At 44.0% G+C, this 14,514-nt stretch carries 13 protein-coding genes; 11 read left to right on the forward strand and 2 right to left on the reverse strand.

All coding sequences use genetic code 11. The features are described 5' to 3' along the window. Positions 1-12: 12 nt before the first annotated feature. Both NBH15_RS09525 and NBH15_RS09530 read right to left on the reverse strand, forming a co-directional pair. On the reverse strand, positions 13-639 hold the full coding sequence (locus tag NBH15_RS09525) for an NUDIX hydrolase N-terminal domain-containing protein (protein WP_244051061.1): 627 nt from the start codon (positions 637-639) through the stop codon (positions 13-15). Between the two features lie 34 nt (positions 640-673). Next, a complete protein-coding gene (locus tag NBH15_RS09530; protein WP_128134860.1) occupies positions 674-1,612 on the reverse strand; it encodes a helix-turn-helix domain-containing protein in 939 nt (312 codons plus the stop codon). Positions 1,613-1,773: 161 nt separating this feature from the next. Between NBH15_RS09530 and NBH15_RS09535 the strand changes: the two genes are divergently transcribed. From NBH15_RS09535 to NBH15_RS09585, 11 genes are all read left to right on the forward strand, one after another. Beyond that, positions 1,774-4,110 (forward strand): ATP-dependent helicase, encoded by a 2,337-nt coding sequence (locus tag NBH15_RS09535; protein WP_250822562.1) that lies wholly within the window; start codon positions 1,774-1,776, stop codon positions 4,108-4,110. Between the two features lie 73 nt (positions 4,111-4,183). Continuing rightward, positions 4,184-4,423, forward strand: coding sequence for a DUF6722 family protein (locus NBH15_RS09540; RefSeq protein WP_250822563.1), 240 nt, complete (start codon positions 4,184-4,186; stop codon positions 4,421-4,423). A 534-nt stretch (positions 4,424-4,957) separates the two neighbouring features. Beyond that, positions 4,958-6,097: a carboxynorspermidine decarboxylase gene (gene nspC / locus NBH15_RS09545; RefSeq protein ID WP_250822564.1), complete on the forward strand. Its 1,140-nt coding sequence runs from the start codon at positions 4,958-4,960 to the stop codon at positions 6,095-6,097. A gap of 135 nt (positions 6,098-6,232) precedes the next feature. Next, complete coding sequence (gene ftsY, locus NBH15_RS09550; RefSeq protein ID WP_007656544.1) at positions 6,233-7,186, forward strand: signal recognition particle-docking protein FtsY; 954 nt, start codon at positions 6,233-6,235, stop codon at positions 7,184-7,186. 138 nt (positions 7,187-7,324) lie between these two features. Then, positions 7,325-8,623 carry a 30S ribosomal protein S12 methylthiotransferase RimO gene (gene rimO / locus NBH15_RS09555; RefSeq protein ID WP_010803199.1) on the forward strand — a complete coding sequence of 433 codons (1,299 nt, stop codon included), beginning with the start codon at positions 7,325-7,327 and terminating at the stop codon, positions 8,621-8,623. 20 nt (positions 8,624-8,643) lie between these two features. Beyond that, entirely contained in the window at positions 8,644-8,991 is a 348-nt protein-coding gene (locus tag NBH15_RS09560; RefSeq protein WP_007656546.1) for an HU family DNA-binding protein, read from the forward strand. Further along, on the forward strand, positions 8,984-10,231 hold the full coding sequence (locus tag NBH15_RS09565; protein ID WP_250822565.1) for an HU family DNA-binding protein: 1,248 nt from the start codon (positions 8,984-8,986) through the stop codon (positions 10,229-10,231). The genes NBH15_RS09560 and NBH15_RS09565 overlap by 8 nt, the downstream gene beginning before the upstream one ends. A gap of 158 nt (positions 10,232-10,389) precedes the next feature. Continuing rightward, positions 10,390-11,385 carry an AAA family ATPase gene (locus NBH15_RS09570; protein WP_250822566.1) on the forward strand — a complete coding sequence of 332 codons (996 nt, stop codon included), beginning with the start codon at positions 10,390-10,392 and terminating at the stop codon, positions 11,383-11,385. A 260-nt stretch (positions 11,386-11,645) separates the two neighbouring features. Continuing rightward, positions 11,646-12,515, forward strand: coding sequence for a DUF58 domain-containing protein (locus NBH15_RS09575; RefSeq protein WP_186960499.1), 870 nt, complete (start codon positions 11,646-11,648; stop codon positions 12,513-12,515). Between the two features lie 2 nt (positions 12,516-12,517). After that, positions 12,518-13,519, forward strand: a complete 1,002-nt coding sequence (locus NBH15_RS09580) for a hypothetical protein (protein ID WP_186960498.1) — start codon at positions 12,518-12,520, stop codon at positions 13,517-13,519. A gap of 1 nt (position 13,520) precedes the next feature. Further along, the gene (locus tag NBH15_RS09585; protein WP_010803195.1) at positions 13,521-14,507 is read left to right on the forward strand and encodes a vWA domain-containing protein; all 987 of its coding nucleotides are present in this window, start codon (positions 13,521-13,523) and stop codon (positions 14,505-14,507) included. Positions 14,508-14,514: the final 7 nt, after the last annotated feature.

A 14,514-nucleotide genomic window follows, 5' to 3' on the forward strand; every position in this document is an offset into this window, starting at 1 on the left:
TATTCGTGGTTTTCAGTCAAACTGTACCTCCCAGTCTTTATCCCGGTAGGCGGCAAAGCACATTTCTATCTGTTCCTTATTATTCTTTTCTTCCGCCAGCGGGGGAATTTCATCGAGGCTGAAATAATCGCTTTCTATCGTTTCTATGTTGGGCTGAAAATCTCCGCCTTGGGCTTCACAGAGGACAAAAACTTTGCAGACATTATAAGCATAGGGAGGCAGATTATGCAGGTTCCGATCCTGTACCGCTATAATCCGGGTTGCTTCGACGTCTAAGCCGGCTTCCTCTTTTACCTCTTTTATTGTGTTCGACTTTATGGTCTGGTTAACGTCCACCCAACCTCCGGGTAACGACCAGGTACCGTTTTTCTCTTTGACCAGCAGTATCTTGTTGTCTTTAAAGATGGCGGCTCTTGTGTCCAGCTTAGGTGTTTGGAAACCTTCTTCGTTGCAAAACAAGTCCTTTACTTTCTCCAAAGGCAAACCGGTTTGCCGGCTGACTATTTCGGCCGAAATTTCCCTGATACGTTCAAACCGTTCGATATCGAAAGCATCTTTTGAATATGTTAACCCCGCTTGTGCGATAAATTGTAGTTCCTTGGCCCATTCAAGCCATTCCGGTTGCTGATTTTTGTTCATAATTATTCTTTTACGTGTAAAAGTTTCTCCGTGTTCAGGCAGTCTGGGTGTAGGCCTCTGTTACCGGTTCTTTGATTTCCAGCTGGTAAGCTCGTCCGCGGTCTGTTGTTATTTTGAGATTACTGTTTTCCTCGATAAGCGGGCGGAGGCGGCGTATCAGGGTGTTCAGTGTTTCGTCGGCATTCTCCTTGCCGGGCCATAGGGCTTCGCAAATATCAGTGCGCGCTAATATATGGGAAGAGGTAAGGTAGAACATTTCCATTATTTTATATTGCTGCGGAGTTAACCGTAGTTTTTCCTGGTCTTCTTTATAGAAACAAGCCTTGTCGCATGAGAAAGTAAGATTTCCGAAAGCGATAAGGTTTTCTTTTTGTACAGGAGTTTCAGCCTGCTTGCGCCGCATTAAAAACCACGAAAGACAACCTGCCAGGAGGGCAAGCAACAGGAGCAGGAGGGGAACCTTCTTGTCTGTCAGCGCCAGGACGTCGGAGGCTGAATAGTTTACATACCCTTGAAAAGAGATTCCCAAATCTTCCTGGGATGATTCGGGGAGGTTCAGATTTGCACTTAACCAGATAACGGTATCGCTTACCAGGTAATTCTTGGTCTGGTCTTTTCCAGGCGTTGCGTCTGTTACCGGTTTATCTATGGCTTTCTTATTTTTTACATGTACGATGATGCCGCTTTTATCTTTTAATTGCTCGAACTTCAATGCTTCGGCAAAATCTTTGTTATAACTTTCGATGGAAACGGGATTTCCGAAAACGGCGGATAGGCGTGAATAGGTTTTGAGCGTATCCTGATTCATCCATAGCCCGGAATTTTGCATAATGGTCTGCTGCAATGCCTGGTTCAGGTCCGAAACGATTGCTTTCTGTGCCTCCGAGTAGTTGTGAAAGCCGAAACTGAATGATAGTACAAGCATACAAGCTGTAAAGAGTACCGATAGATTTGCTGCTAACCGTGTGTTCATCGTTTTTCTTTTATTAACGCCCGAAGGTAATAATTTATTGTAATCCTTGCTAACACAATCGTATCAATTTGCCTGAATCCTTTTAAATAACAGGAATGATGATTTAATGAAATCCGAATAAATAAAAATTAGTACCTTTGTGTTCCTAAAAGAAAAGGTACGTGGAAGAATATCTGAATAAACTGAATGAAAGTCAGCGTGAAGCTGTGGAATATAACGAAGGTCCGTCATTGGTGATTGCCGGTGCCGGTTCGGGTAAGACCAGGGTGCTTACTTATAAGATTGCTTATCTGGTACATCTGGGGTTGGCACCTCAAAGTATCCTGGCACTGACTTTTACTAATAAGGCAGCCCGTGAAATGAAGGAACGTATCGCCGCCATTACTGGTGACCAGACGGCCCGCCGTCTGTGGATGGGGACGTTTCACTCTATCTTCTCACGTATCTTGCGTTATGAAGCGGAGCATATCGGGTATCCTTCCAACTTTACCATTTACGACACGACAGATTCGAAAAGTCTGCTGAAAGCTATCATCAAAGAGATGCAGCTGGACGATAAGGTATATCGTCTCGGCATGGTACAAAGCCGTATCTCCAATGCCAAGAATGCGCTGGTTACCTGGAAAGCCTACGAACAAAGCAAGGAACTGATGCAACATGACATAGATTCGAAAGTTCCTTTACTGCGTGAAATTTATAAACGGTATCAGAACCGTTGCCAGCAGGCCGGTGCCATGGACTTCGATGATTTGTTGCTTCAGACAAATATCCTGTTCCGTGACCATCCGCAGGTGCTGGAGAAATACCGCAGTTTCTTCCAGTTCGTGTTGGTTGATGAGTATCAGGACACGAACTTTGCGCAGCACTTGATAGTCCAAAGACTTTGTGAGCAGCATCGCCGCATCTGTGTGGTAGGGGATGATGCACAAAGTATCTATTCTTTCCGTGGTGCCAATATTGACAATATCCTGCAATTCAAAAATCAGTATCCCGGATGCCGTATCTTTAAACTGGAGCGTAATTACCGTTCTACACAAAATATTGTAAATGCGGCAAATAGTCTGATTCATAAGAACAAGGAGCAGATTCATAAAAATGTCTATTCGGAAAAGGAAGAGGGTAGCAAAGTGCGTATCTCTGCTTCTTATTCGGATTACGAGGAAGGATATGCTGTTGCTTCTGCAATCAATGAGTTGCGGTTGCGCAAGGATTATGATTATGCGGACTTTGCCATCCTGTACCGGACGAATGCACAGTCGCGTATTCTGGAAGAGGCGCTCCGTAAAAGAGGTATTCCTTATAAAATATATGGCGGTTTGTCATTTTATCAGCGGAAGGAAATAAAAGATATCATTTCTTATCTGCGCCTGATTGTGAATCCTCATGACGAAGAAGCATTCAAGCGTGTTATCAATTATCCGTCGCGAGGCATCGGAGATACGACTGTCAATAAAGTGATAAAAGCAGCTACGGAAAATAACGTAAGTCTTTGGACGGTACTGAATGCTCCTATCGACTACGACTTGCCTATCAATAGCGGGACAGCGAAGAAACTGACTGATTTCCGTGAGATGATTGAACGCTTCATAGAGCAGAACACCCGCTTGTCCGCCGAAGAAATGGCAGCAATAGTGGTCAAGGAGAGTGGGATTGTCAGTTCTCTTTTTCAGGACCGTTCGGTGGAAGGGATTAGTAAACAAGAGAACTTGCAGGAGTTATTGAAAGGTATTGCTGAGTTTTGTGAGTTGAGACGTGAAGAAGGAGTCGAGCAGGTCTCTCTGGCAGACTTCCTTTCGGAAGTATCCCTGCTGACCGACCAGGATAATGACAAAGACGAGCAGGCCAATAAAGTAACGATGATGACCGTACATGCCGCTAAGGGACTGGAATTTAAAAATGTGTTTGTTGTCGGTTTGGAAGAGGAGTTATTCCCATCATCTATGTCCAAGGATAATCCGCGTGCGGTAGAAGAGGAACGTCGTTTGTTCTATGTAGCGATCACCCGTGCCGAAGAAAACTGTGTGCTGACTTATGCCAAAAGCCGTTTCCGGAACGGGCAAAGCGCCATGTGTTCTCCCAGCCGTTTTCTGAAAGATATCGATGTGCGCTTCCTGGATGTTCCGGCGGATTCGTCGGCAGACACTTTTGCTGCTGCCCGCGAACGGTTCCAGCGTCCGGCATTTACTTCGCCTTTCCAGCAGCCACGTGCAGTGGAGAAGGAAGAACCTTCTTTTATATCTCCTGTGGCACAGGCACTGCAACGCCAGCGTTTGACAAAAGTAGAAACAACAACATCCACTCCGGCGTCGTCTTCTGCTCCTGCATCCGACCTTTCCGGTTTACGTGTCGGAGCAAAAGTACGTCACGATCGTTTTGGAGAAGGAGAAGTCATTGCTATCGAAGGCGATGGCGGAAATGCAAAAGCAACGGTAGCATTCACCCATTTCGGACAAAAACAGTTACTATTGAAGTTTGCCAGGCTGACGATTATCGGATAAAAATCAGACGAACAAGTTGATATTCCGGATTGAATCCCTATCTTTGAGGCATTAACAAACAAAAGTCTTAATTATGGGGGAATTTATAGAACGGAAGGAGGCGCAAAAGACCTCTGCTGAAATGAAAAAGCTGAAAAAAGAAACTATGGCGAAATACTTTTATGATTTGTCAAAGTTAACATTTACAGCAATGGTGTTAGGTGGAATCATCTCTTTTCTACAAGGAACAGAGATAAAATGGGTCATAATCGCTATTATGGGATGTGTTTTAGCTATTGTATTAGCTAGTATTGGTAATAGTATTTTAAAATGAAAAAGTTATGATAACATTGGGTATATTAACAGTTCTTGCAGTTGGTTTTTATATCTTTCTGCAAACGCCCGCGGGAAAACGTTGGATTGATAATTTGTAATAAAAAAATATTCTCCTTTTTGAGAGGGCGGGGCATGTTATCTTTATTATCGCCTGGCAGCATTTTGAAGATTTCATGCCTTTTTTGTGTCTACTCAAAAAAGGGAATAAGATGTTAAACTAGATCAATCATTGCATTCTAAACGATACCGGAACATTCCTTCTTGTGCTGTCAATCGTTCCATTTGTTTTTAATTTTCTGATTAATAGTCTACTATTTTTTAGCATATCTACTTAAATTTAGTAGATATCCTACGGGAAGCCTTGTAAATATTGTTAATAGAGAAGAAAAAACTATTGTATCATAAATGAGAGGGGAACGGGTATGCTTGGAAACAAATTAGTTACCATACAAATCTTCTTCAGGTCTATAAGGTGGGATATTATGAATATAAGATTATCTTTGTAGCTTGTTTAATAGAATAAAGAAACTAAATGATCGATTTCAACGTAATACCCTCTCCTTGTTATGTGATGGAAGAGAAGCTGCTTCGTAATAACCTGGCACTGATCAAAAGTGTGAAGGAGCGGGCAGGAGTGAATATAATCCTTGCATTTAAAGCATTTGCTTTATGGAAATCTTTTCCGATCGTTCGTGAGTATATACCTTATTCAACGGCCAGTTCGAAGTTTGAGGCACAATTGGCTTTTGAAGAAATGGGAAGTCCGGCACATACCTATTCGCCGGCTTATACGGAAACGGATTTTCCTGCCATATTAAAATACAGCAGTCATGTAACCTTTAATTCCTTGTCTCAGTTCGAGCGTTTTTATCCGATGGTAAAGGCAGACGGGAATCGGGTATCGTGCGGTTTACGCATTAATCCGGAATATTCGGATGTGGAAACGGAATTGTACAATCCTTGTGCGCCCGGTTCGCGGATGGGCATTATAGCCGACCTGCTGGGTGAAAAGTTACCGGAAGGAGTGGAAGGATTGCATTTCCATACATTATGTGAATCGACTTCGTTCGATCTGGAAAAAACATTGGGAGAAGTGGAGAAGCGTTTCGGACGTTTTCTTCCGCATATAAAATGGTTGAATATGGGCGGCGGACATCTGATGACTCGCAAAGGATATGATACGGAGCATCTGATATCATTACTTCAGAGTTTTAAGGTTAAGCATCCTAATTTAGAGATTATTATGGAGCCAGGAAGTGCTTTTGCATGGCAAACGGGATTTCTCCTGACGACCGTTGTGGATATCGTTGAAAACCACGGAATAAAGACGGCTATAATTGACGCTTCGTTTACCTGCCACATGCCTGATTGCCTGGAGATGCCATATAAACCGGTTATCCGTAATGCAACAGATCCGGTAGAGGGAAAGCCTACTTACCGAATCGGCGGAAACAGTTGTCTGAGTGGTGATTATATGGGAGACTGGTCATTCGATGAACCGCTGAAGATAGGGGACAAGATCGTCTTTGAAGATATGATTCACTATACGATTGTCAAAACATCCATGTTCAACGGCATACCGCATCCGTCATTGGCTCTCTGGAGTAAGGATGATGAATTGGTGGTCTACAGAACATTCGGCTACGAAGACTATAAAGGAAGAAACGGTTAAGTTGCAACAAGCAAGTGACAGGGTTGTTTTTACGGAAAACAAATAACTTTCCACGGTCAACTGTCATCTGTCAACTAAAAAAGTTGTAACTTAGCAGCCTCATTCTAAGCAGAAATAAATTAAGCGAATTAATATATGGGTATTTTTAGCTTTTTCAGTAAAGAAAAAAAGGAAACTTTAGACAAAGGGTTATCTAAGACAAAAGAAAATGTTTTTTCTAAACTCACCAGGGCTATTGCCGGTAAGAGCAAGGTCGATGATGAAGTATTGGATAATCTGGAAGAGGTGCTTATAACTTCCGACGTCGGTGTAGATACGACGTTGAAGATCATTGAGCGTATCGAAAAGCGCGTAGCCCGGGATAAATATGTAACTACCCAGGAACTGACAACATTGTTGCGCGATGAAATCGCAACTCTGCTTACCGAAAACAATACGGAAGATGCCGAAAGCTTTACTGTGCCGGAAGATAAAAAGCCCTATGTAATTATGGTAGTCGGTGTGAACGGTGTCGGTAAGACTACTACGATCGGAAAGTTGGCTTACCAGTTCAAGAAAGCCGGAAAGAATGTTTATTTGGGAGCAGCCGATACATTCCGTGCCGCAGCGGTGGAACAGCTTGTCATCTGGAGTGAACGGGTAGGCGTGCCTATCGTAAAGCAAAAGATGGGTTCTGATCCGGCTTCCGTAGCGTTTGATACGCTTAGTTCAGCCAAGGCAAATGGAGCGGATGTCGTTATCATCGATACGGCCGGCCGTTTGCATAACAAGATAAACCTGATGAATGAGTTGACCAAGATCAAAAATGTGATGAAGAAGGTTATCCCTGATGCTCCTCACGAAGTTTTGTTGGTCCTGGACGGTTCGACAGGTCAGAATGCTTTTGAACAGGCAAAACAATTTACTGCTGCAACCGAAGTGAATGCCTTGGCTGTAACGAAACTGGACGGAACGGCTAAAGGTGGTGTAGTGATCGGTATTTCAGACCATTTTCGTATCCCGGTGAAGTATATCGGCCTGGGTGAAGGAATGGAGGATCTGCAGGTCTTTAATAAAAAGGAATTTGTCAATTCGCTATTTGGAGAATAATAATACCAGATAAGAGTAACTTTTCCCCTCTTGAGAGGGGGCAGGGGGTGTGTTAAAGCCTGTTTTTGGACAGAATTATAACATACCCCTTATCCCCTCTCAAGAGGGGAACTAGTTACTATCAGTCCGTAAAATAATATGAGGAAAAATAAAGTAGATATCATAACGCTTGGGTGTTCGAAGAATCTGGTTGATTCTGAACAACTGATGCGTCAGTTTGTAGCTAACGGTTATACGGTGGAGCATGATCCGCATAAAATAAACGGGGAGATCGTTGTCGTTAATACTTGCGGTTTTATCGGTGATGCGCAGGAAGAATCGATAAACATGATTCTGGAACTGGGTGAAGCCAAGAAAAAAGGAAAGATCGGCCAGTTGTATGTAATGGGATGTCTCACCGAACGTTTTCTGGAGGAAATGAAACAGGAATTGCCGGAGGTAGACCGCTTTTACGGTAAATTCAACTGGAAGCAACTCCTTACTGATATCGGTAAATCGTATCATCGTGAACTGGCTTCCGACCGTGTATTGACCACCCCGAAACATTATGCCTTTCTGAAAATAGCGGAGGGGTGTAACCGAACTTGTTCCTATTGTGCCATTCCTATCAGTACCGGACATTACCAGTCCCTTCCGATGGAGCAGATAGAAGAAGAGGTCCGTTTGCTTGTGGCACAGGGTGTAAAAGAATTTCAGGTGATCGCCCAGGATTTGACTTATTACGGAAAAGATATATATAAAAGGTACGCGTTGCCGGAACTGGTCGAACGTATTTCTGATATCCCCGGAGTGGAATGGATTCGTTTGCATTATGCTTATCCTACCCATTTCCCTTATGATTTGTTGCGGGTGATGCGTGAACGTGCAAATGTCTGCAAATATCTGGATATCGCTTTACAACATATCAGCGATCCGATGCTTACAAAAATGCGCCGCAATATCACGAAGGAAGAAACGTATGCTTTGCTGGAACGCATCCGTGAAGAAGTTCCGGGTATCCATATCCGTACAACCTTGATGGTGGGCCATCCGGGTGAAACGGAGCAGGACTTTGAGGAACTGGTCGAGTTTGTCAAAAAGGCACGTTTCGAACGTATGGGTGCTTTTGCCTATAGCCATGAAGAGGGTACCTATTCATTCAAAAATTATACGGATGATGTGCCCGACGAAGTCAAACAGGAACGTCTGGATTATCTCATGCGGATACAGGAAAGAATATCTGCTGGGGTGAATGAGTCGAAAGTGGGTCAAACTTTTAAAGTAATAATCGACCGGGAAGAGGAAGACGGCTATATCGGTCGTACCGAATTCGATTCTCCGGAGGTAGATCCTGAAGTGATTGTTTTTAAAGAGCACTCATTGAAGCCGGGAGAGTTTTACAACGTAAATATCGAAGAATCACAGGCTTTCGACCTTTACGGAAAAGTGTTGCTTTGATATAAAAAGCATTAAGAAGTTTGTCTGTTTACAAAAAAATTACTAATATCGTGGCTGAATCTATAGATGAAGCAAGTATGAAAAACAAGGAACTGATTACAGAATTATCTGTAAAACTGGGATGGACGTCGAAAGAGGTAACAGAAATGTTGGCCGCTTTTGGGGCTGTGGTCGGTTCGAAACTGGCGGATAATGATGCTGTCTATTTACAGGGATTCGGGCTGTTTGAAGTCAAGAAGAAAGCGGAACGTATCTCTGTTAATCCTGCAAGTGGAAAACGTTATCTGGTCCCACCCAAGCTGGTTCCTGTCTTTAAGCCGGGGGCGACCCTGAAATCCAAACTAAAAGAACTGAGCGACAATGAATAGTCGGCTGACAATACAAGATCTGGCCGGTTTACTGGCCGAGCGTACCGGAAAGGATAGGAATAGCGCCGAGCAATTCCTGAGAGAGTTTATTGCCATCGTATCACAAGGAGTTTTTACCGACAAAGTTGCTAAAATAAAGGGACTTGGTAGTTTTAAAATCGTTTTGGTAGAAAAACGGGAGAGTATCCATGTGAATACCGGTGAGCGTTTCCTGATACCTGCACATTATAAGTTTTCCTTCCTCCCTGATAAAGAATTACGTGAACTGGTAAATAAACCATTTTCTTTTTTTGAAACTACGGAATTGAACGAAGATGTTGACTTTACCGACCTGGACGTATCCAATACGGTGGAAGACAAAGAAGCGGAAGATGAATCTGTCGAAGAAATCCTTCAGGAAAGTGAAGAAGTGATCGTTGGAACACCGGAGCCATTGCAGCCGGCAGATGATGTCTGTGTTTCTGAAGAACTTCCGGAGGTTGAGCTGCCGGTCGAAGAACCCGCAAAAAATGAACCGGAAGAAGTAATCGAAGAATCGATAGTCCCGGACGAGTCCTCTCCGGCAGAAAATGATATTCCTGAGCAAACCGAACCAGAAAATATATCTTCAGACCAGTTAGAAGAAGAGACGAAGCAAGAACCTTCAGTTGCCAATTATCCAAGCATGGACGGGTTTCAGATTGAAGACGAGAAGCCGACGGCTTCTCCCTGGATCAAAATACTGGTATCCGTCGGTGTTGTTGCCATCGTTGCAATAGCATGTATCATCCTGTATCTTAACCGGAGTTTATTCTTGGGATCTGATACGTCGGGAACGACTGTCCTGACAGGTATGTCGTTGCCGGGAACAGCTGTTGTTCCTGAGGATACGACCCGTATGGAAGAACCCGAAGTAACAGAAGCGGAACCTGAAACGGTGGAGGAGAAGGATACGGTTTCCGTCGAGTCCGTAGCACCGATAGTCGAGCCTGCGGCACAAACACCTAAAATACTGGCAAAAGTAAAAATAGAACCGGGAAGTCGTCTGACCTTGATCTCTCTTGAATATTATGGGAGTAAAATATTCTGGGTTTACCTGTATGAATATAATAAATCTGTCATTAAGGACCCGAACAATGTCCCCGTAGGTACTGAGATACAGGTGCCTGCACCGGAACTGTACGGAATAGACAAACATAGCCGTGCTTCCGTAGAGAAAGCCGCTGCACGTCAGACAGAAATATTGTCCGGAAAATTGTAACTAAAATCCACGATTTTAAGTAAAATAAAACAAAATAGTTCTCGCTCCGGTTAGTATTATTTAACTGCAAAAGTGAAGGATACGAATTTAACATTTCTAATTTTGTGCAACTATAAAAACAAGCAGAAACAATAACAATATAAATAAGAAAAAAATCTATGAGTCAGACAGTAGACATTCGTGAGTTGAACGAACGGATTGAGAGTAAAAGTTCGTTTGTAAACATGATTACGATGGGCATGGACCAGGTAATTGTTGGACAGAAGCATTTGGTTGAATCGTTAATGATCGGTCTGCTTTCAGATGGGCATATCCTGCTGGAAGGTGTTCCCGGGTTGGCTAAAACACTTGCCATTAAAACATTGGCCTCACTGATCGATGCCAAATACAGCCGTATACAGTTTACGCCGGACTTGCTGCCGGCCGACGTGATCGGTACAATGATTTATAGTCAGAAAAGCGAAGAGTTTCAGGTAAAACAAGGCCCGGTCTTCGCTAATTTTGTGTTGGCGGATGAAATTAACCGTGCACCGGCCAAAGTACAGAGTGCACTGTTGGAAGCCATGCAGGAACGTCAGGTGACAATCAGCGAAAACACGTATAAGTTGTCGGAACCCTTCCTGGTAATGGCAACCCAGAACCCGATCGAGCAGGAAGGTACTTATCCGCTGCCCGAAGCGCAGGTAGACCGTTTCATGCTGAAAGTGATCATCAACTATCCGAAGAAAGAGGAAGAAAAATTGATCATCCGTCAGAACATCTCCGGCATCAAACCGGATATCAAACCGATCCTGACAAAGAACGAGATACTGGAAGCACGTAAAGTAGTGCGTGAAGTATATCTGGATGAAAAGATCGAACGTTACATCGTCGACATCGTGTTTGCAACCCGTTTCCCGCAGGAACATGGTCTGGCAAACCTTTCCAATATGATTGCATTCGGTGCGTCTCCCCGTGCTTCCATCAATTTGGCGCTGGCTGCCCGTGCTTATGCATTTATTAAACGCAGAGGCTATGTAATTCCGGAAGATATCCGTGCCGTATGCCACGACGTGATGCGTCACCGTATCGGTTTGAGCTACGAAGCGGAAGCGAATAACCTGACATCTGAAGAGGTGATCAGCGAAATCCTTAATAAGGTAGAGGTGCCTTAACCTTCGGTTCTGGCAATGCTTTTTTACTGGTGAAAAATGCCTTCCCGGTTTGGGAAACGACTTTGCACCCTTGTAAAATGCTTTCCCGGCGTGGGAAACGACTTTACACCTTTGCAAAATGCTTTCCCGGTTTGGGAAACAGTTTTTCACCCTTGTAAAATGCTTTCCCGACTTGGGAAACGGTTTTTCACCCTTGTAAAATGCTTTCCCAACTTGGGAAACGGTTTTACATCAGTTTTGAAAGCACAAATTGAAGAAAAATGGAAACAAGTGAACTATTAAAGAAGGTTCGGCGAATTGAAATAAAGACCCGCGGCTTGTCCCGCAATATTTTTGCAGGACAATACCACTCTGCCTTTAAAGGTCGTGGTATGGCGTTCAGCGAAGTGCGCGAGTATCAATACGGCGACGATATCCGCGATATCGACTGGAACGTGACCGCCCGCTATGTGCGCCCTTATGTAAAGGTGTTCGAAGAAGAGCGCGAACTGACCGTGATGTTGCTGATCGATGTATCGGGTAGTAGAGACTTTGGTTCCGTGAACGTAATGAAGAAAGAAGTTATTACGGAGATCGCTGCGACACTGGCTTTTTCGGCTATACAAAATAACGATAAGATCGGTGTGGTGTTCTTCTCTGATAAGATCGAGAAATTTATTCCACCTCAGAAGGGGAAAAAACATATTCTTTATATCATTCGCGAACTGATCGACTTCAAGCCACAGGATACGAAGACGGATATCGGCCAGGTTTTGAAATTCCTGACCAACGCCATAAAGAAACGCTGTACGACTTTCCTGATATCCGACTTTATCGATAAGGATGGTTTTAAGGATGCCCTGACGATTGCCAACCGTAAACATGACGTAGTGGCTATCCAGGTGTACGACCGTCGCGAAACCGAACTTCCGTCTGTCGGATTGATGAAGATAAAAGATGCTGAAACCGGCGCAGAACGCTGGATCGACAGTTCTTCCGCCCGCGTCCGCGAAGCCTATAAGGAATGGTGGAACCGCCGGCAGACTATCATGAGCGATTCGTTCAAGAAATGCCGGGTGGATTCAGTTTCTATTCGTACGGAAGATGATTATGTGAAGGCATTGATTGCTCTTTTTGATAAACGTAGTTAAGCATGCAAAAGAAAATAATAAATAAAAGCTTTCTGTTCCTTCTTCTGTTCCTGCTGGCAGGAGGGAAGATGATGGCACAGCGGACATTGATCGATGTAAAGATCGATTCGGCTGCCATCCTGATCGGAGAACAGACTGTTTTACATTTGACGGTTACGACAGATAAGGACAAACCGGTTCAGATAGTGATCCCCAACGACACATTGATGCGTGGGGTAGAAGTGCTGAGCCTTTCCAAAGCGGATTCGTCGGTTATCGAGAACGACCGCCTGCTGATCAAGCAGGACATTCTGGTTACCTCTTTCGATTCGTCATTGTATCTGTTGCCGCCACTTAAAGTAATCGACGGAGTCGATACTGTTTATTCAAACCAGGTGGCCCTGAAAGTTTCGACCATTCCTGTGAATGTGGATAAACCGGAAGAGTTTTATGATATAAAGGATATATGGAAACCGCCTTTCGTGCTGGCAGACTACTATCCGCTTATCTATGGCATATTGCTGGCTCTGTTCCTGATTTGCGTGATTGCCTATATTATTAAACGTATACGCAACAAGCAATCCCTTATCCCGTTCAAGAAACCGGAACCGAAGCTCCCGCCTCACGAGCAGGCTATCAAGGAACTGGATGAGATCAAGCAGCAGAAACTCTGGCAGCAGGGTCGCAGCAAGGAGTATTATACGTTAATCACCGAGACATTGCGTCGCTATATCGTGGACCGTTTCGATATCAATGCGATGGAAATGACTTCCGGCGAGATTCTGGACATTATCCGCAAGCAGCACGAAGCTGATTCGGTTTACGAAAATCTGAAACAGATACTTAATTTGTCTGATTTCGTGAAATTCGCAAAAATGAATCCGCTGCCTGATGAGAATGATCTGAGTATGGTGAATGCATACTTATTTATTAATCAGACGAAGATTGAAGAAGTTGCCGTTCCCGAAGCAGAGACGGAAGGGAAAGCAACTGAAACAAACGATTCTAATATAACAAAAGAATAAAATGGTATTTGCAAATCCTACATATCTGTATTTGTTATTGCTGCTTATCCCGATGATAGGATGGTATATCTGGAAGCTCTGCAAAAGTCAGGCTAGTTTGCAGGTATCATCTTCGGAAGCATTCGATGCACCGGGAGCAACTTCATGGAAAGTATACCTGAGACATGTTCCTTTTATATTAAGGATGGCAGCAGTGGCGGTACTTATTATCATACTGGCTCGTCCGCAGTCGACGAATAGCTGGCAAAACACCTCGACAGAAGGTATCGATATTGTGCTGGCAATGGATATTTCCAGTAGTATGCTAGCACAGGACCTGAAACCGAACCGCCTGGAGGCCTCCAAAGATGTGGCGGCTTCCTTCATCAACGGTCGTCCGAACGATAATATCGGGTTGGTCGTTTTTGCAGCTGAAAGTTTCACACAGTGCCCGCTGACGACTGATCATACGGTGTTGTTAAACCTGTTCAAGGACATTCAACCGGGAATCATCCAGGATGGAACTGCCATCGGCCTGGGATTGGCTAATGCGGTAAGCCGTATTAAAGACAGTCAGGCTAAATCAAAAGTGATTATCCTCTTGACCGATGGTGTGAATAATGCGGGTGAGATTGCTCCGGTAACGGCTGCAGAGATTGCCAAGACATTCGGTATCCGGGTTTATTCGATCGGGGTAGGGACACAAGGTATGGCTCCTTATCCGTTCCAAACGGCATTCGGGGTACAATATCAGGATATTCCAGTCGAAATCGATGAAGCGACTTTGAAGCAGGTTGCGGCAACGACCGGCGGACAGTATTTCCGTGCAACGGATAATGCCAGTCTGAAAGAAATCTATTCGGAGATCGACAAGATGGAAAAGACCAAGATCAGCGTTCAGCAGTACAGCAAGAAACAGGAAGAATATAAGAACTGGGCCTTGTTGTTATTCGCTCTGCTTTTGGTTGAGATTTTATTGAGAAATACATTGTTAAGAAATATACCGTAAATATAAA

The organism is Parabacteroides caeci (assembly GCF_023656795.1).
Taxonomy (GTDB): Bacteria; Bacteroidota; Bacteroidia; order Bacteroidales; family Tannerellaceae; genus Parabacteroides; species Parabacteroides segnis.